Consider the following 25795-nt stretch of genomic DNA (forward strand, 5'->3'; position numbering starts at 1 on the left):
TCTGGATCAAAACAGCATAATTACGCCGTGACGATCTGCTTAATCGCGTCTTTGGCTTCGCTGGTTGCTTTGGTGGCGACTTCAGGGCCGTAAGCGATGCCTTCAGCAAACACGAACTCGACATCGGTGATACCGATAAAGCCCAGGAACAGCTTAACGTAAGGGGTCAGCAGGTCAGATGCGGTGTCTTTGTGAATACCGCCACGGCTGGACAGAATCACAGCACGCTTACCTTTCACCAGGCCTTCAGGGCCCGCTTCGGTATAACGGAACGTAACGCCAGCACGGGCGATCAGATCGAAATAGTTTTTCAGCTGGGTAGGAATGTTGAAGTTGTACATCGGGGCTGCAATCACTACGACGTCGTGCGCCTGCAGTTCTGCAATCAGTTCATCAGACAGCGCCAGTGCATCCTGCTGGCGGGGTGACAGTGGGGCATCAGAAGGGCGTAACGCACCGACTAACTCACCGTCGAGTACCGGAACCGGGTTTGCTGCCAGATCGCGAACGGTGATCTGGTCGCCTTTAGCCTGAGCCTGCTCAATGTAGAAGTCAGCCAGCTGGCTTGACTGAGAATAACCCGCAAGAATGCTTGATTTCAGAACTAATATTTTGCTCATGGTAGTTTCCTGTCTGTTATGCGGAAGGCTTTCCGCTCAATGATTTACACTCTACAAACATCAGGCCGAGGGTGAAAGCGCAATATTTCGAGAGCTATATTCGAATTAATTGAACAAGCTGGTTTTGCCGACGGCCACGACGCGAAAGGGAATGTGCTATGCTAGGCGCAATTATTATCGTTAATCAGCCGGTTATCTTAGCGCCGTGCGCTGAGCCAACCCCGTCTGAGTAGGGTACGTCATCACTATGTCTTCTCCGGTTTCATCGCCATTAACGCCGCTCTGGTCGCGGCTTGATGGGTTAATGCTGCGCGACCGTCAACGCTTACAGCGTCGGCTACACGGCGCTAAAAAAATCAAAAATCCTGAGGCACAGCAAAGTCTTGCTGCCGAGCTAGAGCAGGATATCATCGCTGCAGAACAGCGTGTGACACATCGTGTTGCGGCGACGCCGCGTATTACGTTTCCGGAAAACCTGCCGGTCAGCCAGAAGCAGCAGGCCATCGCTGACGCGATTCGTGATCATCAGGTGGTCATTGTGGCGGGTGAAACCGGCTCGGGTAAAACCACCCAGTTACCGAAAATTTGCCTGACACTGGGGCGCGGTATAACCGGTTTAATCGGTCATACCCAACCGCGTCGGCTGGCGGCACGTACTGTTGCCAACCGCATCGCCGACGAGCTGGAAACGTCGCTCGGTGGCTGTGTGGGTTACAAGGTGCGTTTTAACGACCAGGTCAGCGAAACCACCCAGATTAAACTCATGACAGACGGCATCCTGCTGGCGGAGATCCAGCAGGACCGGTTGCTGATGCAATATGACACCATCATCATTGATGAAGCCCATGAACGCAGCCTGAATATCGACTTCCTGCTGGGCTATTTGCGTGAACTGTTGCCCCGTCGTCCCGATCTCAAAGTTATCATCACCTCAGCGACCATCGATCCACAGCGCTTCTCGCGGCATTTTAATAACGCGCCGGTGATTGAGGTGTCGGGCCGCACCTATCCGGTAGAAGTGCGTTATCGCCCGGTAGTAGAAGAGGCTGAAGATGTTGACCGCGATCAGCTTCAGGCTATCTTCGATGCGGTGGATGAGCTTGGGCGTGAAAGCCGGGGTGACATCCTGATTTTTATGAGCGGGGAGCGTGAAATCCGTGATACCGCCGACGCGCTGATGAAGCGCGATCTGCCCCATACCGAAGTGTTGCCGCTGTATGCCCGTCTTTCTAACAGCGAGCAGAACCGGGTGTTTCAGTCGCACAGCGGGCGGCGTATTGTGCTGGCGACCAATGTCGCCGAAACCTCGCTCACCGTACCGGGAATTAAATACGTTATCGATCCCGGCACCGCGCGTATTAGCCGCTACAGCTACCGGACAAAAGTCCAGCGCTTGCCGATAGAGCCGATTTCTCAGGCATCGGCTAATCAGCGTAAAGGACGGTGCGGGCGCGTATCCGAAGGGATCTGTATCCGGCTTTACGCCGAAGATGATTTTCTCAACCGCCCGGCATTTACCGATCCTGAAATTCTGCGCACCAATCTGGCGTCCGTTATTTTGCAGATGACGGCGCTGGGGCTGGGGGATATCGCCGCTTTCCCGTTTGTGGAAGCGCCGGATAAACGTCATATCCAGGACGGCGTAAGGCTGCTGGAGGAACTGGGGGCATTAACCCTCAGTGAAGACGGGCAGTATAAGCTTACCGGATCGGGCCGCCAGCTGGCGCAGTTGCCCGTGGACCCGCGCCTGGCACGCATGGTGCTGGCCGCGCAGCAGTATGGCTGCGTCCGGGAAGTGATGATCATCGTCGCTGGTTTATCCATTCAGGACCCCCGCGAACGTCCCGCAGACAAGAAGCAGGCCTCGGATGAAAAACACCGTCGCTTTGCGGATAAAGAGTCGGATTTTGTCGGGTTTGTGAATCTGTGGAACTACCTCGGCGAGCAGCAAAAAGCGCTGTCCGGTAACGTATTCCGTCGCCAGTGCAAAACAGACTTTTTGAACTATCTGCGGGTACGGGAATGGCAGGATATTTATACCCAGCTTCGCCAGGTCGTGCGTGAACTGGGCATTCCCGTTAACAGCGAGCCAGCGGAGTACAGAGAGATTCACTGTGCCTTGCTGACCGGATTGCTGTCACACATCGGTCAGAAAGATGCCGACAAACAGGAGTTTACGGGCGCGCGCAATGCTCGCTTTGCCATCTTCCCAGGGTCCGGTCTGTTTAAAAAGCCGCCTAAGTGGACAATGGTGGCAGAACTGGTTGAAACCAGCCGCCTCTGGGGCCGCATCGCGGCGCGTATCGATCCCGAGTGGATTGAGCCGCTGGCTCAGCACCTGATTAAACGCAGCTACAGTGAACCTCACTGGGAGAAATCGCAGGGCGCCGTTATGGCCAGCGAAAAGGTTACCCTGTACGGTTTGCCGATTGTGGCCGCGCGCAAGGTGAACTACGGCACCATCGATCCAACGCTCAGCCGCGAGCTGTTTATTCGCCACGCGTTGGTTGAAGGCGACTGGCAAACGCGCCACGCATTCTTCCGTGCCAATCAGAAACTGCGCAGTGAAGTCGAGGATCTGGAACATAAATCCCGTCGCCGCGATATCCTGGTGGATGACGAAACTCTGTTTGCGTTCTACGACCAGCGCATTGGCAAAGACGTTGTTTCAGCCCGCCATTTTGATAGCTGGTGGAAACAGGCCAGCAAAACCAATCCTGAGCTGCTGAATTTTGACAAGCAGATGCTGATTAAAGAGGGCGCAGATAAGGTTAGTCAGCTTGATTATCCCAACGTCTGGCATCAGGGAAACCTCAAACTTAAACTGAGTTACCAGTTTGAGCCGGGCGCGGATGCTGATGGCGTCACGGTTCATATTCCGTTACCGCTGCTTAACCAGGTGGATGAAGCCGGTTTTGAATGGCAGATCCCCGGCGTGCGGCGTGAGCTTATCATCGCACTGATCAAATCCTTACCTAAGCCGCTGCGGCGCAACCTGGTGCCTGCACCTAACTATGCTGAAGCCTTCTTAGACCGGGTTACTGCAATGGAGATGCCATTGCTCGATGCGCTGTCGCGGGAATTCCGCCGGATGACCGGCGTGACGCTGGAACGGGACAACTGGCAATGGGAACAGGTGCCCGATCATCTGAAAATGACGTTTCGTATTGTCGATGAACACAACCGCAAACTGCAGGAAGGTAAAGATCTGGCCGCGCTGAAAGTGCTGTTAAAAGGCAAGGTACAGGAAACGCTGTCCCAGGTGGCGGACGATGGCCTGGAGCAGAGCGGTTTACATCTCTGGAGCTTCGGCGATTTACCTCGGAGTTACGAGCAAAAACGCGGCAACTATCAGGTTAAAGCCTGGCCAGCCCTTGTGGACGAGAAGGACAGCGTCGGCATCCGTTTGTTTGACAGTGAGCATGAGCAGCAGAAGATGATGTGGCGCGGTCAGCGTCGTTTACTGTTACTGAATATCCCGTCACCAGTGAAGTATCTGCACGAAAAATTACCCAATAAAGCCAAATTGGGGCTGTATTTTAACCCTTACGGCAAGGTGATGGAGTTAATCGATGACTGCATCGCCTGCGGCGTGGATAAGTTAATCGCAGAGGCCGGTGGTCCGGCATGGGAACAAACGCAGTTTGAAGCGCTGCGTGAGAAAGTGCGCGCCGAGCTGAATGACACCGTGGTCGCGATTGCGAAGCAGGTTGAGCAGATTCTGACAGCGGTGTTTAACATCAATAAGCGTCTTAAAGGACGCGTTGATATGACGCTGGCACTGGCATTGGCGGATATTAAAGCGCAGATGAATGGCCTGGTTTATCGGGGGTTTGTCACCCAGAACGGCTGGCAGCATCTGGCAGATACGTTACGTTATTTACTGGGCATTGAGCGTCGGCTGGAGAAGGTGCCGGTCGATCCTCACAGCGATCGTGCCCGTATGCTCAAAGTGCAGGCCATTGAGCAAGCATGGCAGGCCTGGCGTAACAAACTGCCGCCACAGCGTCAGGATGATGAAGACGTGCAGCATATCCGTTGGATGATAGAAGAGTTACGTATCAGCCAGTTTGCTCAGCAGCTTGGCACGCCTTATCCGATCTCGGATAAACGTATCTTACAGGCGATGGAGCAAATTGCAGGGTAGCCATTGATGCCTGATGTGATGAGCAAAAAAAGCCCGCACCTTGATGGATGCGGGCTTTTTTATGCGTTCAGAGCGTGTAAACCCTCAGGCAAGCTACTGGGCCAGCGCTTCAAGCCGGTCTTTAAACGAGGTCACGGCAATGGCCCGGTTGTCGGCAAGATAGCGGTCTTTTGCTGCCGGTGCCGAACTCTGTACGGCAATGAGCTGCCAGCCTTTATCGCCTTTCAACAGTAAAGGCGAACCGCTGTCGCCAGGCAAGGTATCACACTGGTGCGATAATACGGCGCGTTGCGCCCAACCTGTTATCAGGCAGTCGCTATGCGAGTACAAGGTGTCCAGATGATCGGCCGGATAGCCAGCCTGCGTGACTTTACGTCCAGCGTCTTTCAGCGCTTCCGTTAAATCACTGCGTGAACCGTCAAACAGGGGGATAGGGGTGATGGCTGAAGGCGGATTACGCAGAATAACCAGACCGTAGTCGAACGGTGCCGCGCTGCTGGGCACGATCCATCCCTCGCCATCGGCCTTCAGTTTGTTAACCAAAGAGGGTTCAACGCGGGCATCAATATCATGAATTTCGTAGCGCCACCCTTTTTTGGTGGACATAAAACGCAGCGCAACCGGCTTATCAAACTTGCCCGGTGGCGTCAGTAAACAGTGACCTGCCGTCAGGGCCAGATGGGGAGAGATCAGCGTGGCGGTGCACAGGTTACCGCTTTCGGTTTCCAGTTGGCCTATCGCATCCCAGGGCGCGGAACTGACGTCGGTAATCGCCTGACGGTGATCTTTACCGAAAAACAGCATTTTTATTTCGGCAGGCGTCGGCGAGTCGTCATCATCATCGGCATGAACACAAGCGGTGAAACTGAAAAGTCCAACGATTAACAGGGTAGCCAGGCGCATAGAACTCTCAATAGCGAGAAAAAGAAAACGTTTTTGTTATAGCTGAAGTGACATAACTATAGTCAGTGAGCGGTAAAAAAGGGAGTTTTTTCAGTTAATCAGTACGCTACAGCGACTAAATAAAAAAACTGGCCGCGATAACGCCACATAAGATCATCACAATCAGAATAATTTCGAAGCGATAGCGACGGACCATATTAGCCACTCCAGTAAAGAAACACCCGGCAGAACCGGGTGTTTTTAATGATTAACGCTTACTCGGAACCCGAAGGGGTAGCCTTATTTTTTAGCGGCTTTTTTGTGGTGTTTTTTAGCAGCCTGGGCTTTCTGAGCTGGTTTAGCTTTGTGGTGTTTTTTAGCGGCCTGAGCTTTCTGGGCTGCTTTAGCTTTGTGGTGTTTTTTAGCAGCCTGAGCTTTCTGGGCTGGTTTAGCTTTGTGGTGCTTTTTAGCAGCCTGGGCTTTCTGAGCTGGTTTAGCTTTATGGTGTTTTTTAGCAGCCTGCGCTTTCTGAGCGGTATCTTTCTTAGCTACTTTCTTTTTAGCAGCCTGAGCTTTCTGCGCGGTGTCTTTCTTAACGGCTTTCTTCTTAGCAGCCTGTGCTTTCTGTGCAGCTTTGTGATGCTTCTTGTGAGCAGCAGCTTTGTGTTCAGTTTTAGCAGGTGCAGCGGTAGTAGTAGTGGTTGCAGCAGCTGCTGGAGCAGCAGTTGTCTCGGCAGCGAAAGCAACTGAAGACAGACCCATAGCAGCGGCGATTACCAGTGCAAATAATTTTTTCATTGCAAAACCCTCGGACTATTTTTTCATGTGTAGCCCACTGCGGGGCCGGTGAAATGACTATATGAGAAAATAAGCAGCGCGTCCGTGGGTCATTGGTATCGCCGTGTAACCGATTGTACAACATGCGGAAGGGGACAGAGAAAGGCGACCCTCAGGTCGCCTGCTACCTTAACTGTTCAGGTAACGCTGCTCAAGATGTTTGCGGAAATAGTGCGGATTAAGCGCTTCGCCCGTGGCGTTAAGCATCAACTGTTCGGTAGAGAACCGGCTACCGTGTTGCCAGATATTCTGTTGCAGCCAGTTAAAGATGGGCTGTAACTCGCCATGTTGAATCAGCTCGGCCGACTGCGGAATGGCTTTTTGCAAGGCCTGAAACAGCTGTGCGGCGTACATCGCGCCTAACGTGTAGGTCGGGAAATAGCCAAATGCACCATCAGTCCAGTGAATATCCTGCATACAGCCATTGCGATAGTTTCCGCGCGTATCAATGCCAAGGGACTGTTGCATCTTCTCATCCCACAGGGCGGGAATATCCTCAACCTCAATATCGCCTTCGATCAAGGCACGTTCGATTTCATAACGCAGAATAACGTGCGCGGGGTAGCTGAGTTCGTCAGCATCAACGCGTATTAAACCGGGTTTAACCTGTTGAGTCAGGCGCACGAAGTTATCGGCCTGCAGTGCCGGCTGGTCACCCATTTTGCTGATAACCTGCGGCAGGATGCGCTGCAGGAACTGGCTGCTGCGGCCCAGCTGCATTTCCATAAACAGGCTCTGCGACTCGTGGATCGCCGTGGATCGCGCCAGCGCGACCGGCTGGCCACGCCACTGTTTTGGCAGGTTTTGCTCGTAACGGGCATGACCTGTTTCATGAATCACACCCATCATCGCGCTCAGGAACTCATCCTGATTGTAACGCGTAGTAATGCGCACATCTTCCGGTACACCGCCGCAGAACGGATGTGCGCTGATATCGAGCCGACCATGGTTAAAATCGAATCCCAGCTCTGCCATAATGCTAAGCCCCAGCTCGCGCTGCGCATCAATAGCGAACGGTCCCTGAGGTTTTACCACCGGCTGCTGCGCCTGTTTTTCCACGACCTGTTGTAACAGCTGGGGCAACCAGGTTTTTAACTGCCCAAAGGTTTCATCCAGCCGGGCGCTGGTCATCCCCGGCTCAAAAACGTCAAGCAGGGCATCATAACGGGAACAGCCATTGGCCTGCGCGCGTAGCTGCGCTTCTTCACGGCTTAAGCGCACCACCTCTTTTAAATTCGGGGCAAAACCCTGCCAGTCATTCGCCGGACGCTGGCTGCGCCAGGCATGTTCGCAACGGGAACCGGCGATGGATTTCGCCTCGACCAGTTCAGCGGGCAGCAAGGTGGCCTGCGTCCAGGCGCGACGCATCTCAAACAGGTTGGCGCGCTCTACATCATTCAGCGGTTGCTGCTCGGCCTGTTCCAGCCACTCGCCCAGACGTTTGTCCGTCAGAATCTGGTGTTGCAAAACACTCATCTCTGCCAGCGCTTCGCCACGTGCGGCGCTGCCACCGGCGGGCATCATGGTTTGCATATCCCATCCGGCGATGGCGCTGACGTGACTGAAGCGCGACAGGCGCTGAAAAGTGGCACAAAGTTGTTGATAAGCTGAAGTCACACAAAGCTCCTGAATGCGTTAATGTCGTGGGAGTTCCCGAAAGGGAAGATCCAGTGGCCAGCAGAGACGGACGCTGGCCCCGCCAAGCGGGCTGGTTTCAATGGAAACCCTGCCGCTGAGCGCGTGGGCGATAGAGTGAACGATGGCAAGGCCAAGTCCACAGCCGCCGGTTGCGCGATCACGGCTCGGGTCTAGCCGTACAAAAGGTTCGAATACGCGTTCACGTTCGTCAAGAGGAATGCCTGGGCCGTCATCCTCAACCTGCAGATTTCCCTGGGCACCATCAAACCACAGGCTGACCCGTAACCGCTGACTGGCATAGCGCAGGGCGTTGTTCACCAGATTATCCAGCACGCGCTCCATCAGCCGGGTGTCCGAGATGCCGTAGTTTTCACGCTGGGGCAAATCCAGGTCAATTTGCGTCTCCGGGTTGATTGCCCGGAAGTCTTCCATGCGTTCACGTAACCAGTTCGCCAGATCAAGCGATTGCAAATTAAGATCGACGCGCGGCCGGTCAAGGCGAGCATAGGTCAGCAGCTCTTCAATCAGGCTCTCTAACTGACTGACGTCGCGGTTTAATGCCGCCGACTCCGCTTCCGTCAGGTTATCGCTCATCTCCAGGCGATAACGCAGGCGCACCAGCGGGGTACGTAATTCGTGGGCGATACCGTCAATCAGCTGCTTTTTACTGGCGACCAGTGTATTGATGTTCTCTGCCATTTGGTTAAACGCCACCCCAACCCTGAACAGGCTGGAGGTGCTGTCAAAGTGGGTTCGGACATCCAACTGCCCCTGGCCGAAACGCTGGGCGGCGTGTTCCAGTCGTAGCATCTCTTTCCAGTGCGGGCGCAGCCAGATAAAGACCGGCAGCCCCAGCGACATGCCGATAAACACCACCAGCGCCATATCCAGCAGTCGCATCTGATGCAGGTAGAAGAGATAAGGGATTGGCCCCACGGTCAGAACGTAGTGACTGCGCGGAATGTGCTGCAGGAAGGTGTACTTATCATCCAGCGCGACGATTTCGCCTGCGCGCAGCCGACGAAGTTCGTTTTCATCCAGTTCAAATTTACTCATTGGCTCGATATGCAGCTCAAACGACAAGCCGAGATCCAGACTTTTAATGGTCTTGTTCCAGTCGCGCGGGGGGATTTCACGCAGCTCACTGCGGATCAGATAGAGCGAACTGGCCATTAAGTCGTTCATCGACTGGCGACCGGCGCGCTCGGCGGTAAATTTGTATACCAGCCCGACCATCAGCGACATCACCAGGAAACAGACAAACAGCAGCAGGTAGAACTGAATAAAAAGTTTTTTCATACCGAACGCGTGTCCCAGGCCTGCGGCGCAAACAGATAGCCTTTGTTACGGATGGTTTTAATACGAAAGGGTTCAGTGGCGCTGTCGTGTAGCTTTTTACGCAGGCGCGAAATCGCCACGTCAATACTGCGATCCATCCCGTCATAGCTGACGCCGCGCAGGGTTTTCAGCAGGGCGTCACGATTCAGAATTTGCCCGGCATGACTTGCCAGTACCCAAAGCAAATCGAAATCCGCCGTAGAGAGGGCAATGTTTTCATCAAACAGCACGACCTGGCGATTGAGCGCATCAATCGTCAGTGAACCAAAGCGCAACATGCGGTTGTTTTTCGCCGGCGCAGGGGTTTCTTCACTCTGCCCCTGTTGGGACTGCCGCAGATGCAGCCGCAGCCGAGCCAGCAACACCGCTGGGGGAGCCGTTTTGAGGATATAATCCTGCGCGCCCATCTCCAGCGCCAGAATATGGTTCATGTCGCTGTCGAGAGAGGTCAGCAGCACAATCGGCCCCTGCCATTCTGCGCGTAAATCACGACAGATGGACATGCCATCCTTACCGGGCAGCATGATATCCAGCATGACCAGGTCGGGTTGCTGTTCGGCAATGGTCGCTTCCGCCCGATCGCCGCGCGTCTCCACAATCACTTCAATATCATGCCGTCCAAGATAAGCGGCAATCAACGAACCGACTTCGGGTTCATCTTCTACGTAAACGATTTTGTGCATGATTCTTTCTAACGTAAAAAGGAGGAGTAAAGCATAACTTTTCCTGACGCAGAGCTCTATGCAATCACACGAAATATCCTTGAGTAACTGGGATATATTCCGCAAAATATGCAATCATTAACCCTGCGTTTAACGTGAGTTCCGGATTCATTGTGATCACCTTGAGGAGCCAAAGTGTTTGATAAAGAGCTGGCATCAGCGGTATACCGCGATCGCATCTGCTTTAATTACAGTGATTTCCTGTCGGCATCCTGTAAAAAACGATGGAGCTTTGTGGATGCGATCTACGGTGTACTGCCTATATTTGGCATGGTGACACGCAAATCTGCGCACAGCTTGCAGGCGAGTGAAGATCAGCTTAAAGAATTAGCATTACAAATCATTTCAACCCAGGTCAGCGATGAAATTAACATCGCCCGTCTGATTACGCTCGCTGAGCAGCAACAGATTTGCCGCTTCGATATCCAACTGCCGTATCCGTTGTCGGATAAACAGCTGGAGGCGATTCATGAAGAATACCGCAAGCCTGTTGCGCTGACACAGCAGGATGACCTGCTGTGTGTGGTTCTGGGGCAGTCTCACTAAGCCAGCAATTCCCACATCGCAGGAAGGGTTGCCACTACGATTAGCATCATGGCAACCCGTTCTACCGGCTTCAACGCCACCTCATGTCCGCCACGTCGCGCAAAAATAAACAGTAAAATACCTGGAGCATACAGCACCACTGACATAAACAGATGCAGTGGGCCTGATGCATACAACAGCCAGATACCATACAGGCTGGCACCGACACCCACGGCCAGTGCCCAGGGCTTTTGCTGTCCTTTAACGACCTTAATCAAATACAGGCCGACCAGCAGATAGGGCACCAGAATCATTTCAGACGCAATGGTTAACAGGGTGTTGTAATCCGCACCGGTCAGGGCGATAAGGATCAGGCAAACCTGAATGCTGCCGTTGGTCAGCCACAATGAGGCGGCAGGCGCGTTACGTGCGTTCTGGCGGGCAATGCTGCGTGGAAACGCACCTTGCTGTGCGGCGATCAGGGGCACTTCAGCCGCCATAATGGTCCAGCTCAGATAGGCACCACAAACAGAAATAATCAGGCCCACCACGATAATGGCGTTGCCCCAGCTCCCCGTCAGCCGCGTCATTAAGCCTGCCATGGAGGGATTGCGCATTTCCGCCAGCTCAGCACGCGGAACCACACCCAGTGACAGCAGGGTAACCAGTAAATAGACCAGCAGGGCAGCCAGCACGGCCAGCAGCGTGGCGCGTCCGACATCTTTTTTATGACGGGCGCGTGATGACACAACCACCGCACCTTCAACGCCGATAAACACCCACAGGGTAATCAGCATTGTCTGTTTAACCTGTTCCCACAGCGGTACGCCCAGACTCAGCCCGGAAAAATCAAACCGGAAGCGGTCATAATTAAAGGCGATCACGGCCAGCACAATAAACAGCAGCAACGGGACCAGTTTGCCCAGGGTCGCCAGCAGATTAATGCTGGCTGCGGTTTGCACGCCGCGCAGCACCAGCCAGTGCACCAGCCACAGCAATACCGATGCGCCCAGCATGGCCTGCCAGGTATTACCATTGCCAAAGAGGATTCTGTCAGGCGTGTCGGTGAAGAAACTCAGCGCAGAAAAAACAATGACTAAATACGAAACGTTAGCGATAACCGCGCACAGCCAATAACCCCAGGCGGAACAAAAACCAGTGAGTTCGCCAAATCCGGCGCGGGCATAGGTAAAAATGCCACCGTCCAGTTCGGGTTTCAGTCGCGTCAGTAACAGCATGGCCAGCGACAGGAAAATAATGCCCGCGCCGGTGATCAGCCAGCCGATTAACAGGGCCGCCGGACCTGCAACTGCCGCCATGTTTTGCGGCAGGCTGAAAACACCGGCCCCCAGCATTGAGCTGAGTACCAGCGCTGTCAGGGCACTGAGGCCTAATTTTTTCTCCAAAACGTTCTTCCTGCTAGTATAAGTGGCTGGATAACCAGCATAAACACAACGTTATATCGTGATTGTGTTACGTATAACGCGTTTAATACTCTGAAAAACAGGCGGAGGATTTTACGGAGTGCGGTGCGGGATGGCAATGCGTGGTTATGCAAAATCGAGCAGGAATTATGCAAACAGACAGCAGGGCGGCGATCGCCGCCCTGGCGCGTGTTACTTAAACAGGTCAGCCGTTACGGTCAGGTTACCACCGCTCTGGTTCTGCCACTGACGCGTCACATGGTAGAATTTAGCCCCTTTCGCGCCTGCGCGCTTGGCGGTTTCCTGTGAGACTTCAGTCGGCGAACCGAAATGTCCACTGAAGGTCACGGTATCAAACGGCTGCATCTGCGCCGCGGTCACCGCATTCACTTCCTGAATTTCCTTGCCGTCCGGCAACGTTACCGTATAACGCTTACCGGTTGAGCTTTGGGTCTCAAAGAAACGGCCCACGGCGTTGCTTGGGGTTTCGGATGAAGCCACGCCCGGAATTTCAACTTTCTTCGCTTCGGCTCCGCCTGCGGCCAGAGCCGCTTTACCTGCCTGAGAGTCGGCCGGGATGGTGTCCGGGCTCTGTACCACACGTTGCTTGGCATCGGCCTTATAGATGTAGGCCGTCACAAACTGATTGCCGCCAGTATTGGCATCAACCTGACGCACAATAAAGAAGGAGGCTGCGCCTTTTTCTTTCGCGGCTTTGGAAATGGCTTCATTTACCTCAGGCTGGCTTGGGAAAAAGCCGCTGACGGTAACGGTATCGAAAGGCTCCAGACGATAAGCTTCCGCCTTCGGCAGTTCTTTCAGGCCATTGAACATCCGATAGTCGGTTTCCTGGCTGGCTTTAGGGGCATTAGCCTTGTACAGATCGGCGGTCACACGCCAGTTACCGCTGTTACCGTTGCTGTCGTTAATGCCTTGAATGTAATAGGAATCTGCATTCATTTCATCAGCACGCTTTGATACAGCATCAGCCGCATCGCCAATTGCATTAAAACGACCGGTGATATTAATACGTTCGAATGGCTTCAACGCGGCCGCTTGTTCTGGCGTCAGCTCTTTAGCCGCAAACGCATTTGCTGCCAGCAGAGATAACAGGGTAGATGCCAGAATAGTGTTCTTCAGCTTCATAAAAATGATCCTTCGCCTTACGCAAAATGAGTACGAAAACGTGCTGGACTCTTGATGTATAACAGATTAGCCGCTGATTATTACATGTTATAAACACGCTGTCGCAGCCATTTTTTGCGATATCTCTCTTGTTGTGAACCAGATTATTTAATCACAGCGTCACGCGACGCTATTTTGCCTTACGCTTACGACAATAAGATGAATTGACCAGTAAATGTATCGATAAAGTGGTTAATACATTGTTAATTTTGGCTTTTTCCAAAAGGAATATCAGGGCGGAACAGGTGATATTTAGCAGATTATCTGCTGCGAGAGTCTTCGTGCAGTGCGGACAGGCGGAATTGCCGTGCTTCAACTGGATATTACGGCAAATGTGACAGATGTGGGTCTGTGTAGTAGATCGTCCGTAACAATTTCAGTAGGTTTAGATACGATTAGGTTATTGCATTTCATTCACAACGCCTGAAAGCGGGTGTCGTCACGGCATTGTGTACCACAAGGATCATCCTCCTTTAATCGATGAAAGGGAAAACTATGTTAATTGGAATACCCAAAGAGCGATTGGCTAACGAGTCGCGCGTGGCAGCCACGCCCAAGACCGTTGAACAGCTCATCAAGCTGGGTTTCAGCGTGACCATTGAACATGATGCAGGTAAGCGCGCCAGCTTTGATGATGACAGCTACAGGGCCGCTGGCGCTGCGGTGAGTGACAGCCAGCAGGTCTGGCAGGCCGATATCGTGCTAAAGGTCAATGCACCGGATGACGAAGAGATCGCGCTCACCTGCGAGGGCAGTACCCTGGTAAGCTTTATCTGGCCCGCCCAACATCCTGAGCTGCTTGAAAAGCTGGCTGCGCGTCATGTCACCGTCATGGCCATGGATGCGGTGCCGCGTATTTCTCGCGCCCAGTCGCTCGACGCGCTCAGTTCCATGGCAAATATTGCCGGTTATCGCGCCATCGTCGAGGCCGCTCATGAGTTTGGCCGCTTCTTTACCGGGCAAATCACGGCGGCGGGGAAAGTCCCACCGGCTAAAGTCATGGTGATTGGTGCAGGCGTTGCCGGCCTGGCGGCGATTGGTGCGGCAGGCAGCCTTGGTGCCATCGTGCGCGCCTTTGATACGCGCCCTGAAGTCAAAGAGCAGGTCCAGAGTATGGGAGCGGAATTTCTCGAACTGGATTTTGCAGAGGAGGCAGGCAGCGGCGATGGCTACGCCAAAGTAATGTCCGATGCCTTTATTAAAGCTGAAATGGCGTTGTTTGCTCAGCAGGCTCAAGAGGTGGATATCATCGTCACTACGGCGCTGATTCCAGGTAAGCCGGCGCCAACGCTGATTACCGAAGAGATGGTTGCCAGCATGAAGCCGGGCAGCGTTATTGTTGACCTCGCGGCGCAAACCGGCGGCAACTGCGCACTCACCGTTGCCGATCGGGTGACGGTCACAGAGAACGGCGTGAAAATTATTGGCTACACCGATTTACCCAGCCGTTTGCCGACCCAGTCCTCACAGCTTTACGGCACCAACCTCGTCAATTTGATGAAACTGCTGTGTAAAGAGAAAAACGGTGAGATCGATATTGATTTCGATGACGTAGTTATTCGTGGCGTAACGGTCGTGCGTGAAGGCGATGTCACCTGGCCTGCACCACCAATTCAGGTGTCAGCCGCTCCGAAAGCCACCACCACCGCTGCACCTGTGCAGAAAAAGAGCGAGGCTACGGCCGCATCACCACGGCGTAAGTATCTGCTGCTGGCCGTGTTTATCGTGCTGTTTGGCTGCCTGGCCAATGTGGCACCCAGTGAATTTCTCTCGCATTTTACGGTGTTCGCGCTCGCCTGCGTGGTGGGTTACTACGTGGTGTGGAACGTGAGCCATGCGTTGCATACACCGTTGATGTCAGTCACCAATGCCATTTCCGGCATTATCGTGGTGGGGGCCGTACTGCAAATGGGTCATGGCGGCTGGGTCAGTTTCCTTTCTTTTATTGCCGTATTGATCGCCAGTATCAATATCTTCGGTGGCTTCACCGTCACGCAGCGTATGCTGAAAATGTTTCGTAAGGGGTAACCGATGTCTGGCGGATTAGTGACTGCAGCATACATTGTTGCCGCAATACTTTTTATTATGAGCCTTGCGGGTCTTTCAAAACATGAAAGCTCAAGACAAGGAAATATCTTTGGCATCAGCGGCATGGCAATTGCCTTGTTCGCCTCCATCTTCGGCCCGGACAGCAGCAATGTCGTCTGGATTTTGCTGGCAATGATCATCGGCGGCGCCATCGGCATCCGGCTGGCAAAACGGGTTGAAATGACTGAAATGCCCGAACTGGTCGCAATACTGCACAGTTTTGTCGGCCTGGCCGCGGTGCTGGTGGGGATTAACAGTTATATCGATCATGCGCCCGGTCTGCCTGCGGTGATGGAAAACATCCACCTCAGTGAAGTGTTTATCGGCATTTTTATTGGCGCGGTCACCTTTACCGGTTCCCTGGTCGCTTTCGGTAAGCTGTGTGGCAAACTGTCGTCGCGGCCGCTGATGCTGCCACACCGCCATAAGCTGAATCTGCTGGCGTTGGTGGTGTCGTTCCTGCTGTTGGTCTGGTTCGTTAACACTGACAGTCCCGGCGCGCAGGGATTTGCCCTGTTTGTCATGATGGTGATCGCACTGGCGTTTGGCTGGCATCTGGTCGCTTCCATCGGCGGGGCAGATATGCCGGTGGTGGTGTCCATGCTGAACTCCTATTCCGGGTGGGCGGCGGCGGCGGCTGGTTTTATGCTCAGCAACGATCTATTGATCGTGACAGGCGCGCTGGTGGGGTCGTCGGGGGCGATTCTCTCTTTCATTATGTGTAAGGCCATGAACCGGTCGTTTATTAGCGTGATTGCAGGCGGCTTCGGCAGCGACAGCAGCGCGGTAGCGGACAGTGAAGAGGCTGGAGAGCACCGTGAAATCAGCGCGGAAGACACGGCTGAAATGCTTAAAGCGTCCAGTAGCGTCATTATCACGCCCGGCTACGGCATGGCGGTGGCGCAGGCGCAATATCCGGTGGCGGAGATCACGGAAAAGCTGCGTGCCCGTGGCATAAAAGTACGATTTGGTATTCATCCGGTCGCCGGGCGTTTACCCGGTCATATGAATGTGCTGCTGGCAGAGGCAAAAGTGCCTTATGACGTGGTACTGGAGATGGACGAAATCAATGATGATTTCAGCGACACGGATACGGTACTGGTCATCGGGGCCAACGACACAGTCAATCCCGCCGCTCAGGACGATCCCGGTAGCCCGATTGCCGGTATGCCGGTGCTTGAAGTCTGGAAGGCGCAGAATGTGATTGTGTTTAAGCGCTCGATGAATACCGGTTACGCCGGCGTCCAGAATCCCCTGTTCTTTAAAGAAAACACCCATATGCTGTTTGGTGATGCCAAAGCCAGCGTGGAAAATATCCTGAAAGCGCTGTAATAAAAAAGGGCGACTCACCGGGTCGCCCTTTTTGCAGTAAGAAGGATCAGTCGTTCTCGTCTTCGTCATCCAGCGTAATCGGTGAAACAAAATCATCCGGTTTTATCGCCAGCAGGTCACAGCGCAGATGATCGATGACCTGTTCAGCCGTGTTACCCAGGAAAGCCGCTGACAACCCGGTACGGCCGATAGTGCCCAGGACAACAATTCCCGCGTCCAGATGTAACGATAATTCGGGGATCACTTCTTCCGGTAAGCCTTTTTCAACATGCGTAAATTCTTCACTGATGGAGAATTTCTGCCGCAAGGCTTTCATCGCCACCAGGTGCTGACCGCGGATGGCGTCGTTGTACACGCTGGGATCAAAGTCGGGCAGCTCAATGGCGATATTGATAGGCGTAATGGGATAGGCACCGACCAGGTGAACTTCGGTATGGTTAACGCTTTCTGCCAGTTTGACGGTTTCGCGGATTAATTTCTGATTCAGTGCATCATGGTGAGGTTCTTCACTGGCAAGGTTAACCGCCACCAGTGCTTTGCCGCCTTCGGGCCAGGGCTGATCTTTAACCATCCACACCGGGCAAGGGCACTTGCGTAACAAATGCCAGTCCGTGGGGGTAAAAATTACCGCCTCCAGCCGATCGTGTTGATGTGCCATCTTAAGCACTAAATCATGCTGGTGCGCCAACACTTCCTGGATAATGGCCTCATAAGGGCGATTGTGCCAGATCACTTTGATATCGATATCCACGCCAGCATCCAGATAGGCTTTGGCCTGTTCACGTATCCACTCTGAGCGCTGGCTGATCACGCCCTGACGCATGGAGGTACGCTCATCCGGTGAGAGCAGGGTGGTCATTTCATATGAGAAGTCGTAGATAGGCAGAAAAGCTTTGATTTTGCCGCCGATAAGCTGGTTGAGATATACCGCACGTCGCAGCGCGGGCTGGTCATCCTGTTGCGGATCGATGGCGACCAGAATATTTTGATACTGGGACATAGGCTACTCTCCTTAAACCAAAGCGACTGGATTAAAGATAGCCTATGTTAAGTGCACTAAGAAAGTGAAAAAGATGTAGCCGGATCAATAAAATAAGATTTATTAACCCGGCTTATCTGTCAGGCGGCCTGGTGACTTTGACCCGCCAGACCTTCCAGCATGGCGTGGTTCTCAATGGTGATATATTTGCCTTTCACGGCCAGCATGCCGGATTTCTGAAAGCGGCCCAGTAAACGGCTAATGGTTTCAACGGTTAAACCCAGATAGTTGCCGATATCGCCACGCGTCATGGTCAGACGGAACTCACGCTGGGAGAAACCACGCTGGCCGTAACGGCGGGATAAATTCCAGATAAAGGCCGCCAGGCGCTCCTCTGCGTTTTTCTTCGACAGCAACAGGATCATGTCCTGATCGCCTTTGATTTCGCCACTCATCAAACGCATCATCTGCTGACGCAGAGCAGGCATTTTGCCCGACAAATCATCCAGCGTATCAAAGGGGATTTCACAGACCATCGCCGTTTCCAGCGCCTGGGCAAAGCTGGGATGGCTGGCATTCATAATGGCATCAAAGCCGACCAGATCGCCGGCGAGGTGGAAGCCGGTAATTTGCTCATCGCCCTGTTCGGTAATGGTATAGCTTTTAATGGTGCCGGAACGAATAGCATAAAGCGATCGTAGGTCGTCACCCGCTTTGAACAGCGTATGGCCTTTTTGAATGGGTTTCTTTCGCTCAATAATGTTATCAAGCTGGTCCAGCTCATGTTCGTTAAGTGTGAAAGGGATGCATAACTGGCTGATGCTGCAATCCTGGCAGTGAATCGCACAACCGCCTGACTGTATACGTTTTTCAGGGAACATAATGGTTTGCTCGACGATAATTGACTGTGGTCAATTTTACCATTTTTTGGTCGTAAAGGAACTCATCCGAGCAGTTTTTAGGCCTACAGAAAGTGTGGTTTGTTAACGGCGGCTAAAGGCTGTTCTGACGGGCTTTTTTGATGTCAAAGTGTAACCTTCGTAAATAAATGTTTACGCTTTTTTGATCTAAAACAGAATCCATCTTCACTGTCATGCCTGGCGAAAACGTTAAAAACGGGATTAGCGCAGACTTTCCCGATTTTGCTACTATTCGGGTTATATACAATTTTGCGTCATATCATTTAACAGGGGCGAGCCATGAACCTTGACGATGACAATCTGTTCCGTGACGCGATGAATGACGTTACGCCACTGAAGGATGCGGATAATACGCTGTGGAATAATCTCTCCGCCAGCAAGAAAACCCGCCAGCCGCCGCCAGAACAGGAAGATGAAAATTTTTTAACCCGCGGCTATCTGGACATTATCCCGCTGGATCAGCCGCTGGAATACAAAGCTGAAGGTATTCAGCAGGGTGTGCTAGATAAATTACGCAAAGGCCAGTATGCGCTGGACGCCAGCCTTAATTTACTGCGTCAACCCGTGGAAGCCTGCCGGCAGAACCTGTTTACGTTTATTCGGGACGTGCGACAAGCCGGGTTTCGCAACCTGCTAATCATTCATGGTAAAGGGCGCGACAGCGAATCCCACGCCAATATCGTGCGCAGTTATCTTGATCGCTGGCTGCGCGAACTGGATGAGGTACAGACGTTTTGTGTGGCGCAAAAGCAGCATGGCGGGGCGGGCGCGCTTTACGTCGGATTGCGTAAGACCGAAAAAGCGCGCCAGGAAAACTGGGAGCGACATGCAAAACGCAGTCGCTAGCTGTGAAACTTACGAATGGTGCTCATAAGCACTTCAGCGCTCAGGCTTAAAGTATCGCCAGTGCGGGTGATAATACCGACCGGTTCGCCAGGCCCGGGAGAGGTAATCGGCAGCGAGAACAGGGCATTGTGGCTGAGATCTTCCTTAATGGCACCTGAAGGCACAAACCAGATGTAGTCATAGCGCAGCGCCAGCTGGCGTGCCAGTGAGGTTGAGGATGTCTCAACGCAGTGCGGCGGCAAACAACAGCCTTGTTCATCCAGCATCTGCTGCGCAAGACGGCGCGGTGCAGTTCCTTCGGGAGAGATGACCACCGGCCACTGCATCGCGCGCGACAACGTGACATTGTCACTTAACAGAGGATGTTCGGGCCTGACGACCAGCTTTAACGACTCCAGAAACAGAAGCTCATACGTTAAGCCGGTCATCATCTCTTTGTCGGCCATGCGACCAATACCAATGTCAAATTCACCGGCTCTCAGCCCGGCCAGTAACACATTGTTATGTAACGTGGCCACCTGAATGGTGGTATTGGGGCGCAGCTGATGAAAGCGATCGAGAATCTGTGGCAGCATGCCCATGGCGGCCGTGGTCAGCGCGCCAAGGCGGATAATCACCGGACGCTCATTAATCTGTTCGTTAAAGCTCTGGCCGGCATGGTTCAGTGCATCCAGCACTTTTACCGCATGGGTCAGAAACTGCTCCCCCATGGTGGTGAGCTGTGCGCCCAGTCGGCCACGTTCAAACAGCCTGACGCCTGTCAGTTCCTCTAATTCGTTAAGGGTTTTAGAGAGTGCAGGCTGGCTGAGACTCAATGTCTCGGCTGCACGCCCCAGCGTTCCCTGCTGCGCAACGGCAACAAAGGCATGTAAATGACGCAAGCGAATGCGCTGATTGAAAAGGATATTTTTTTCCATTTCCCAAACTTAATGACATTGCCAGGTGACTGGCAACTATTTAAACCGGATTTTGTTAACTTTGCTGCAAATATTTATTAACAAAGTGTACTTTTTGACGGTAATCCCTGTAAGTTATTGATAATAAATACCTGCGCTACGATTCCTTTCGTCATGGCCTGCGCGCAGTCGCTGTAAAATCATCGACTTAATTATCCGCTTGTTGAATGATTATTATTTGCATGCAAAATTCTGCGTTTTATCATTAACGATCGGCTATCATAAGCGCCGTTTTTTCTACCAAAACTGATGGTTTATTTCGTTAAGGAGAGGTTGCCCGTGAGCAGCGTTGAGGCGGTAGATGTTCGCCGGTTAATCAATCAGGGTAGCCTGAGCGGTGGCCAGATTCGATTGATTGTCCTCTGTTTTATCGTGGTCGCCCTCGATGGCATGGATATCGCCATTATGGGCTTCATCGCCCCCTCGCTGAAAACGGCCTGGAACGTGACCAATTCGCAGTTGGGCGTGGTGATCAGCGCGGCACTCATCGGCCTGGCGCTGGGCGCAATGGTTGCCGGGCCGCTGGCTGACCGTTTTGGCCGTCGCTTAATGATTATTTTCAGCGTGCTTTTTTTCGGCCTGTGGACGCTGGCCACCGCGTTTTCCCATTCCATTGAACAGATGGTACTGTTCCGCTTTTTGACCGGGCTGGGGCTGGGCGCAGCCATGCCGAACGTCAGCACGCTGGTTGCCGAATATGCCCCTGAACGCCGACGCTCGTTTATTATCACCGTGGTGTTCTGCGGCTTCACCTTTGGTGCAGCCAGTGGCGGATTTGCCGCGTCCTGGCTGTTGCCGCGCTACAACTGGCATTCCGTCCTGTTATTAGGCGGCATTCTGCCGCTGTTGGTGCTGCCGGTATTAGTAAAGCAGCTTCCTGAATCCGTGCGTTTCCTCATTAGCCGGGGTGCGCCAGCAGAACGCATCCGAACCATTCTGGAACGTATTATCCCTGGCAGCACCCACTCGCATAGCCAGTTTCACGCCTCTGAAGCGGACGCTGCGCTGCCTGAAAAGAATGCCATCGCGACGGTGATTTCCCCCCGTTATCGCACCGGCAGCCTGATGCTGTGGGGCGGCTATTTTATGGGACTGTTTCTGGTCTATCTGATAGGCAGCTGGCTGCCTTCCTTGGTGAGTAAGCAGGGGATGACCGTTACCCAGGCCGCGATTATTACTGCGATGTATCAAGCGGGCGGCACGCTGGGTTCCTTATTTGCCGGATGGTTGATGGACCGGTTCAATGCCAACCTGGCGTTGGCCGTCATCTACTTTTGCGGTGGCATTGCCATTGTGGCGTTAGGGTTCTCACCGGCACAGGTCACCATAATGAGCAGCATTGCCTTTTTTAGCGGCTTCTGTTTTAACGGAGCCAACACCGGCATGAATGCCTTATCAGCCAGCTATTATCCCACTCATGCCCGCGCGACCGGCTCCAGCTGGATGCACGGTGTTGGACGACTCGGTGCCATCCTGAGCGCGTTTGTGGGGGCCGAAATGCTGACGCTGGGCTGGTCTTTCAACCTGATCTTTTTACTGCTGGCGATTCCGGCCGTGCTCACGACGATAATGCTGGTGATTAAAAACCGTTATGGTTTTAAGCCGATCACAAATTCATGATATTTTCCGCTGGCGACAACGCGTTGGATTACAGTAGCTGCAACGCTCACGCTGTCAGGTGGTTATTATGGATAACTTTTTAAGTGCGGATGCCATCCGTACCGGCTTTTCAAGGGCAATGTCGGACATGTATCAGCAAGAGGTGCCGCTCTACGGCACGCTGATGCAGTTAGTCATAGAGGTTAATCAGGATACGCTGGCGGCAGATAGTGCATTGCAACAACGCTTAACCCAGGCTGATGAGATGAGCCGTTTAAACCTGGAACGTCACGGCGCGATTCGCGTCGGCAGTGCTGAAGAGCTGGCCATGTTGCGCCAGATGTTCGCTGTGATGGGCATGTTCCCGGTAGGCTATTACGACCTTTCTCAGGCGGGCGTGCCGGTTCACTCAACCGCTTTTCGTCCCATTGATGACGAGGCACTGCGGCGCAATCCCTTCCGTATCTTCACCTCATTACTGCGACTGGAACTCATCGAGGATCAGGCGCTGCGCGACGAAGCCACAACTATCCTGGCTTCGCGGGATATTTTCACCGCAGGCTGCCGCGCGTTGATTAAACAGCATCAGCAGCAGGGCGGACTGACCGAGGCGCAGGCGCAGCAGTTTATCGACGAGGCGTTAGAAACCTTTCGCTGGCACTCACACAGCCTCGTTGAGAGTAAAACCTATCAGGCGCTCAATCAGCAACACCGGTTGATTGCCGACGTGGTGTGTTTCCCTGCCTGTCATATCAACCATCTTACGCCACGCACGCTGGACATTGACCGCGTCCAGGCGTTAATGCCGGCACGCGGTATCGATCCCAAAGCGGTTATTGAAGGCCCACCACGGCGCAGCGTCCCCATTTTACTGCGTCAGACCAGTTTTAAAGCGCTGGAAGAACCTGTGGTTTTCAAAGATGGCTATCAGGGCACCCACACTGCGCGTTTTGGTGAGATTGAACAGCGCGGTGCCGCCTTAACGCCGCAAGGGCGCGCGCTTTACGATCGGCTGCTGAATGAGGCCGGTAGCGGGGCTGACAATCAACAGCATCAGCAGCAGTTGACCGCCGTATTTCAGGCTTTCCCGGATAACGAAACGCAACTGCGCCTGGCGGGACTCGCCTGGTTTCATTATCGCCTCAGTGACAAGGGGCAGGCGGAACCGCCTCGGCACGGTGAATCACTGGATAGCCTGATCGACCAGGGTCGGGTGCTGGCCGATCCCATTATTTATGAGGATTTTCTGCCGGTGAGTGCGGCAGGTATTTTTCAGTCTAACCTTGGGGATAAAACGCAGGCGCGTTCTGCGGGTCAGGCAAGCCGCAGCAGCTTTGAAACCGCACTGGGTTGTGCCGTACTGGACGAAATGGCGCTGTACGCCGCACGACAACAAGCCTCACTACAGCGGTGTGGCATACAGGCATAACAATATCGGGGCGGCTATCGCCCCGATTTACTCAGCTACTGCAACCGGGAATCGCGTATCAGCGTATATTTCCCCGGGCCCAGCAACATAATGATAAAGGCTCCCAGCAGGAATAGCGCTTCGGTTTCCAGCGCCCAGGCTCCCACGTCCGTGCGGTGCCAGACCGCCCCGGTTTTTACCAGCAGCGTCGCCACCACCATATTTACCGCAATGATAAACGCCGCAGGCCGCGTCATGAATCCCACAATCAGCATGAGCGGAGCAACTATTTCACCCAGCCATGCGCCCCAGGCAAGAAAGCCCGGCAGGCCGTGCTGTCGCAGCAGGTGAGCAATCCAGCCCACGCCGTGTACCAGCTTGAACTCACCGTGAAACAGCAGTAATCCACCCAACGTCAAACGTAACAACAGCTTGCCAAAATCAGGATGATCGGTCATTCGAACAAAAAGTTGATTGATGCCACTGAACATTTTCCGTTCCTCTAACGGGTTAAACGATACGCTGTACTAAACACACGTTCGCGGGTAGCGGTCAACGATGGCGTGCGTAACCGGTGCGTTTTAGGCGTATTTACCGTTCCCCTTTCTGGACAACGGCAAATTGCCTGAAATAATGACAGCGGACGCAGACAAGGAACAACGCATGAAAAATGAAAAGGGCCTGAAGATCACCCTCGCTGACGGAGAGCTGCAGGGCGGCATTGATGAGGGCATCTTCGTGTTTAAAGGCATTCCCTACGCTGCACCGCCAGTGGGGGAACAACGCTGGCGTGCGCCCCAGCCGGTACTCCCCTGGCAGGGTGTACGACGCGCGCTGCACTTTTCTGCCGCGAGCTGGCAGAACCGCGACTATTGTCTTGCCATGGGCGGGGGCGATCCCGGTGATTTCAGCGAGGACTGTCTTTACCTGAATGTCTGGACGCCAGAGCTGCGACCAGAAAAACCCTTGCCGGTGATGGTGTGGCTGCACGGTGGCGGTTTCACGATCGGTTCGGGTGGTCTGGCCCCCTATAATGGCAAACCGCTGGCCTCACGCGGGGCGGTGATCGTCACGATTAACTACCGACTGGGCCATCTGGGCTTTTTTGCGCATCCGGCCATGGAAAATGAGCAGGCGGCGAGCGGCACACTTCATAATTTTGCCCTGCTGGATCAGATCGCGGCATTAAAATGGGTACAGCAGCACATTCACGCCTTTGGCGGCGATGCCAGTAACGTTACGCTATTCGGTGAATCCTCGGGCGCACGTAGCGTGTTATCACTTTGCTGCTCACCGCTGGCGACCGGTCTTTTCCACAAAGGGATAGTGCAAAGTGCCTACAGCCTGCCTGACGTTCCCCGCGCTGCAGCGCTTAAGAAAGGGGTGAAGGTCGCCACCGGTTTGGGTTTACCCGCTGATGCCAGCATGGAACAGCTCCGCGCGCTGCCTGCCGATGCCTTTTGGGCCCTGGACAGCCGCTATGGACTCGGCCCGGTTGCTATCGCGGGCGATACGGTTCTGCCTGCCCCTGTGCTGGAGACCTTTATGGCCGGACGCCAGCATCCTCTGCCGCTGATGGCAGGAAGCAACAGCGACGAGGCCAGCGTGCTGGAGTATTTTGGCGTCGATGCCGCCACCGTGGTAGATCGGATTCGCCGCCAAAACCGGTTGAGCTATCGTGTGCTGAAGTGGATTTACCGTGTTGAGCAGGATGCGCTGCTCGGGCGTGCCGCAGCACGCGATATGACCTTTACGCTTCTTCCCTGGCTGGTGATGCGGGCACAGCAAAAAGTCGCTATGCCTGGCTGGCGTTACTGGTTTGATTACGTCTCTGAAAATGCCCGGGATCTCTATCCGCACGGCACCTGGCACGGTAATGAAATTCCCTACGTGATGAATACCCTTGAGAACATGCCCGTAATCAGTGAAGACCGCTGCTTCACGGCTGCAGACCGCGCCTTTGCGCAGCAGGTTAGCGACTACTGGTTCCGCTTCGCCCGCGACGTGAACAGTAAGACGACGCAGCTTGACGGAGAACGCTCATGGCCCATCTGGCGCGCTGACAATGACGTGACAATGTCACTTGGTGGCGAGGGTAAAGCGTCATTTAGGCTGCTGCGGGGCTTTATGCGTCGCCGCCTGTCTCTGTTTCGCCTGATGATGTCGCGAATGGTGCGGCTGTAGGGGCAGATTCGTCAGTACCGGATGCACTTGCGGCCACCGCCGGGCCTGATTTTCACTGCAGGCTATGATTTCTTGCCACGCAGCCGTGACCGCATAAAAAAGTATAACAATACCGTTACATTTTCGGCTTTTCTGCCGATATATCCCATACGCCCGGTTTTACGG

The 25795-nt window shown here is 53.7% G+C and carries 20 protein-coding genes; 8 read left to right on the forward strand and 12 right to left on the reverse strand.

The genetic code is table 11. The features are described from left to right. Nucleotides 1–20 precede the first annotated feature (20 nt). On the reverse strand, nucleotides 21–620 hold the full coding sequence (azoR, locus tag QNH99_RS10970) for an FMN-dependent NADH-azoreductase (RefSeq protein ID WP_410516647.1): 600 nt from the start codon (nucleotides 618–620) through the stop codon (nucleotides 21–23). 247 nt (nucleotides 621–867) lie between these two features. Here azoR and hrpA point away from each other — a divergent pair, with 247 nt between their 5' ends. Beyond that, nucleotides 868–4767, forward strand: coding sequence for an ATP-dependent RNA helicase HrpA (gene hrpA, locus QNH99_RS10975; RefSeq protein ID WP_410516648.1), 3900 nt, complete (start codon nucleotides 868–870; stop codon nucleotides 4765–4767). A gap of 93 nt (nucleotides 4768–4860) precedes the next feature. On the opposite strand, the gene QNH99_RS10980 is transcribed toward hrpA, so the two are convergent. The 5 genes from QNH99_RS10980 to rstA form a co-directional block, all read right to left on the reverse strand. After that, nucleotides 4861–5670 carry a trypsin-like serine peptidase gene (locus QNH99_RS10980; RefSeq protein ID WP_096010555.1) on the reverse strand — a complete coding sequence of 270 codons (810 nt, stop codon included), beginning with the start codon at nucleotides 5668–5670 and terminating at the stop codon, nucleotides 4861–4863. A 279-nt stretch (nucleotides 5671–5949) separates the two neighbouring features. Next, on the reverse strand, nucleotides 5950–6447 hold the full coding sequence (gene asr / locus QNH99_RS10985; protein WP_013025879.1) for an acid resistance repetitive basic protein Asr: 498 nt from the start codon (nucleotides 6445–6447) through the stop codon (nucleotides 5950–5952). A 168-nt stretch (nucleotides 6448–6615) separates the two neighbouring features. Beyond that, a complete protein-coding gene (locus QNH99_RS10990; protein WP_063879721.1) occupies nucleotides 6616–8103 on the reverse strand; it encodes a carboxypeptidase M32 in 1488 nt (495 codons plus the stop codon). 18 nt (nucleotides 8104–8121) lie between these two features. Further along, nucleotides 8122–9423, reverse strand: a complete 1302-nt coding sequence (gene rstB, locus QNH99_RS10995) for a two-component system sensor histidine kinase RstB (protein WP_063879720.1) — start codon at nucleotides 9421–9423, stop codon at nucleotides 8122–8124. Then, nucleotides 9420–10145: a two-component system response regulator RstA gene (rstA, locus tag QNH99_RS11000; RefSeq protein WP_410516649.1), complete on the reverse strand. Its 726-nt coding sequence runs from the start codon at nucleotides 10143–10145 to the stop codon at nucleotides 9420–9422. The genes rstB and rstA overlap by 4 nt, the downstream gene beginning before the upstream one ends. Before the next feature lie 174 nt (nucleotides 10146–10319). Between rstA and QNH99_RS11005 the strand changes: the two genes are divergently transcribed. Beyond that, entirely contained in the window at nucleotides 10320–10730 is a 411-nt protein-coding gene (locus QNH99_RS11005; RefSeq protein WP_063879718.1) for a hypothetical protein, read from the forward strand. Here the strand turns inward: QNH99_RS11005 and QNH99_RS11010 are convergent. Together QNH99_RS11010 and ydgH are read right to left on the reverse strand one after the other, a co-directional pair. Further along, on the reverse strand, nucleotides 10727–12115 hold the full coding sequence (locus QNH99_RS11010) for a basic amino acid/polyamine antiporter (protein ID WP_410516650.1): 1389 nt from the start codon (nucleotides 12113–12115) through the stop codon (nucleotides 10727–10729). The genes QNH99_RS11005 and QNH99_RS11010 overlap by 4 nt on opposite strands. A gap of 210 nt (nucleotides 12116–12325) precedes the next feature. Beyond that, nucleotides 12326–13279, reverse strand: a complete 954-nt coding sequence (gene ydgH / locus QNH99_RS11015) for a DUF1471 family protein YdgH (RefSeq protein WP_256852624.1) — start codon at nucleotides 13277–13279, stop codon at nucleotides 12326–12328. 534 nt (nucleotides 13280–13813) lie between these two features. Between ydgH and pntA the strand changes: the two genes are divergently transcribed. Together pntA and pntB are read left to right on the forward strand one after the other, a co-directional pair. Beyond that, nucleotides 13814–15346 (forward strand): Re/Si-specific NAD(P)(+) transhydrogenase subunit alpha, encoded by a 1533-nt coding sequence (gene pntA / locus QNH99_RS11020; RefSeq protein ID WP_410516651.1) that lies wholly within the window; start codon nucleotides 13814–13816, stop codon nucleotides 15344–15346. 3 nt (nucleotides 15347–15349) lie between these two features. Continuing rightward, nucleotides 15350–16738, forward strand: coding sequence for a Re/Si-specific NAD(P)(+) transhydrogenase subunit beta (pntB, locus tag QNH99_RS11025; RefSeq protein ID WP_410516652.1), 1389 nt, complete (start codon nucleotides 15350–15352; stop codon nucleotides 16736–16738). 46 nt (nucleotides 16739–16784) lie between these two features. Here pntB and uspE read toward each other — a convergent pair whose 3' ends face one another. Both uspE and QNH99_RS11035 read right to left on the reverse strand, forming a co-directional pair. Further along, entirely contained in the window at nucleotides 16785–17738 is a 954-nt protein-coding gene (gene uspE / locus QNH99_RS11030) for a universal stress protein UspE (protein WP_063879713.1), read from the reverse strand. A 119-nt stretch (nucleotides 17739–17857) separates the two neighbouring features. Then, the gene (locus tag QNH99_RS11035; RefSeq protein WP_013025869.1) at nucleotides 17858–18598 is read right to left on the reverse strand and encodes an FNR family transcription factor; all 741 of its coding nucleotides are present in this window, start codon (nucleotides 18596–18598) and stop codon (nucleotides 17858–17860) included. A gap of 318 nt (nucleotides 18599–18916) precedes the next feature. Here QNH99_RS11035 and smrA point away from each other — a divergent pair, with 318 nt between their 5' ends. Beyond that, on the forward strand, nucleotides 18917–19483 hold the full coding sequence (gene smrA / locus QNH99_RS11040) for a DNA endonuclease SmrA (protein WP_063879712.1): 567 nt from the start codon (nucleotides 18917–18919) through the stop codon (nucleotides 19481–19483). Here smrA and QNH99_RS11045 read toward each other — a convergent pair. Beyond that, nucleotides 19480–20400, reverse strand: coding sequence for a LysR substrate-binding domain-containing protein (locus tag QNH99_RS11045; RefSeq protein ID WP_063879711.1), 921 nt, complete (start codon nucleotides 20398–20400; stop codon nucleotides 19480–19482). The genes smrA and QNH99_RS11045 overlap by 4 nt on opposite strands. A 318-nt stretch (nucleotides 20401–20718) precedes the next feature. On the opposite strand from QNH99_RS11045, the gene QNH99_RS11050 reads away from it, so the two are divergent. Both QNH99_RS11050 and QNH99_RS11055 read left to right on the forward strand, forming a co-directional pair. Continuing rightward, nucleotides 20719–22059: an MFS transporter gene (locus QNH99_RS11050; RefSeq protein WP_109716393.1), complete on the forward strand. Its 1341-nt coding sequence runs from the start codon at nucleotides 20719–20721 to the stop codon at nucleotides 22057–22059. Nucleotides 22060–22126: 67 nt separating this feature from the next. After that, nucleotides 22127–23467, forward strand: a complete 1341-nt coding sequence (locus tag QNH99_RS11055) for a VOC family protein (RefSeq protein WP_410516653.1) — start codon at nucleotides 22127–22129, stop codon at nucleotides 23465–23467. A gap of 35 nt (nucleotides 23468–23502) precedes the next feature. Here the strand turns inward: QNH99_RS11055 and QNH99_RS11060 are convergent, their stop codons facing one another. Next, nucleotides 23503–23937 (reverse strand): DoxX family protein, encoded by a 435-nt coding sequence (locus QNH99_RS11060; protein WP_096010560.1) that lies wholly within the window; start codon nucleotides 23935–23937, stop codon nucleotides 23503–23505. A 172-nt stretch (nucleotides 23938–24109) separates the two neighbouring features. Here QNH99_RS11060 and QNH99_RS11065 point away from each other — a divergent pair, with 172 nt between their 5' ends. Then, nucleotides 24110–25630, forward strand: coding sequence for a carboxylesterase/lipase family protein (locus QNH99_RS11065; RefSeq protein ID WP_410516654.1), 1521 nt, complete (start codon nucleotides 24110–24112; stop codon nucleotides 25628–25630). Nucleotides 25631–25795: the final 165 nt, after the last annotated feature.

Origin of the sequence: Pantoea allii (genome assembly GCF_046529425.1) — a bacterium.
GTDB lineage: Bacteria > Pseudomonadota > Gammaproteobacteria > Enterobacterales > Enterobacteriaceae > Pantoea > Pantoea allii.

Bases quoted from the DNA above. Each gene is read 5' to 3' on its own strand.
- rstA (WP_410516649.1), bottom strand. From the start codon at position 10,145: ATGCACAAAATCGTTTACGTAGAAGATGAACCCGAAGTCGGTTCGTTG.
- QNH99_RS11045 (WP_063879711.1), bottom strand. From the start codon at position 20,400: ATGGAAAAAAATATCCTTTTCAATCAGCGCATTCGCTTGCGTCATTTA.
- QNH99_RS11035 (WP_013025869.1), bottom strand. From the start codon at position 18,598: ATGTTCCCTGAAAAACGTATACAGTCAGGCGGTTGTGCGATTCACTGC.
- QNH99_RS11060 (WP_096010560.1), bottom strand. From the start codon at position 23,937: ATGTTCAGTGGCATCAATCAACTTTTTGTTCGAATGACCGATCATCCT.
- QNH99_RS11055 (WP_410516653.1), top strand. From the start codon at position 22,127: ATGGATAACTTTTTAAGTGCGGATGCCATCCGTACCGGCTTTTCAAGG.
- hrpA (WP_410516648.1), top strand. From the start codon at position 868: ATGTCTTCTCCGGTTTCATCGCCATTAACGCCGCTCTGGTCGCGGCTT.
- uspE (WP_063879713.1), bottom strand. From the start codon at position 17,738: ATGTCCCAGTATCAAAATATTCTGGTCGCCATCGATCCGCAACAGGAT.
- asr (WP_013025879.1), bottom strand. From the start codon at position 6,447: ATGAAAAAATTATTTGCACTGGTAATCGCCGCTGCTATGGGTCTGTCT.
- azoR (WP_410516647.1), bottom strand. From the start codon at position 620: ATGAGCAAAATATTAGTTCTGAAATCAAGCATTCTTGCGGGTTATTCT.
- QNH99_RS11065 (WP_410516654.1), top strand. From the start codon at position 24,110: ATGAAAAATGAAAAGGGCCTGAAGATCACCCTCGCTGACGGAGAGCTG.
- ydgH (WP_256852624.1), bottom strand. From the start codon at position 13,279: ATGAAGCTGAAGAACACTATTCTGGCATCTACCCTGTTATCTCTGCTG.
- QNH99_RS10980 (WP_096010555.1), bottom strand. From the start codon at position 5,670: ATGCGCCTGGCTACCCTGTTAATCGTTGGACTTTTCAGTTTCACCGCT.
- pntA (WP_410516651.1), top strand. From the start codon at position 13,814: ATGTTAATTGGAATACCCAAAGAGCGATTGGCTAACGAGTCGCGCGTG.
- smrA (WP_063879712.1), top strand. From the start codon at position 18,917: ATGAACCTTGACGATGACAATCTGTTCCGTGACGCGATGAATGACGTT.
- rstB (WP_063879720.1), bottom strand. From the start codon at position 9,423: ATGAAAAAACTTTTTATTCAGTTCTACCTGCTGCTGTTTGTCTGTTTC.
- pntB (WP_410516652.1), top strand. From the start codon at position 15,350: ATGTCTGGCGGATTAGTGACTGCAGCATACATTGTTGCCGCAATACTT.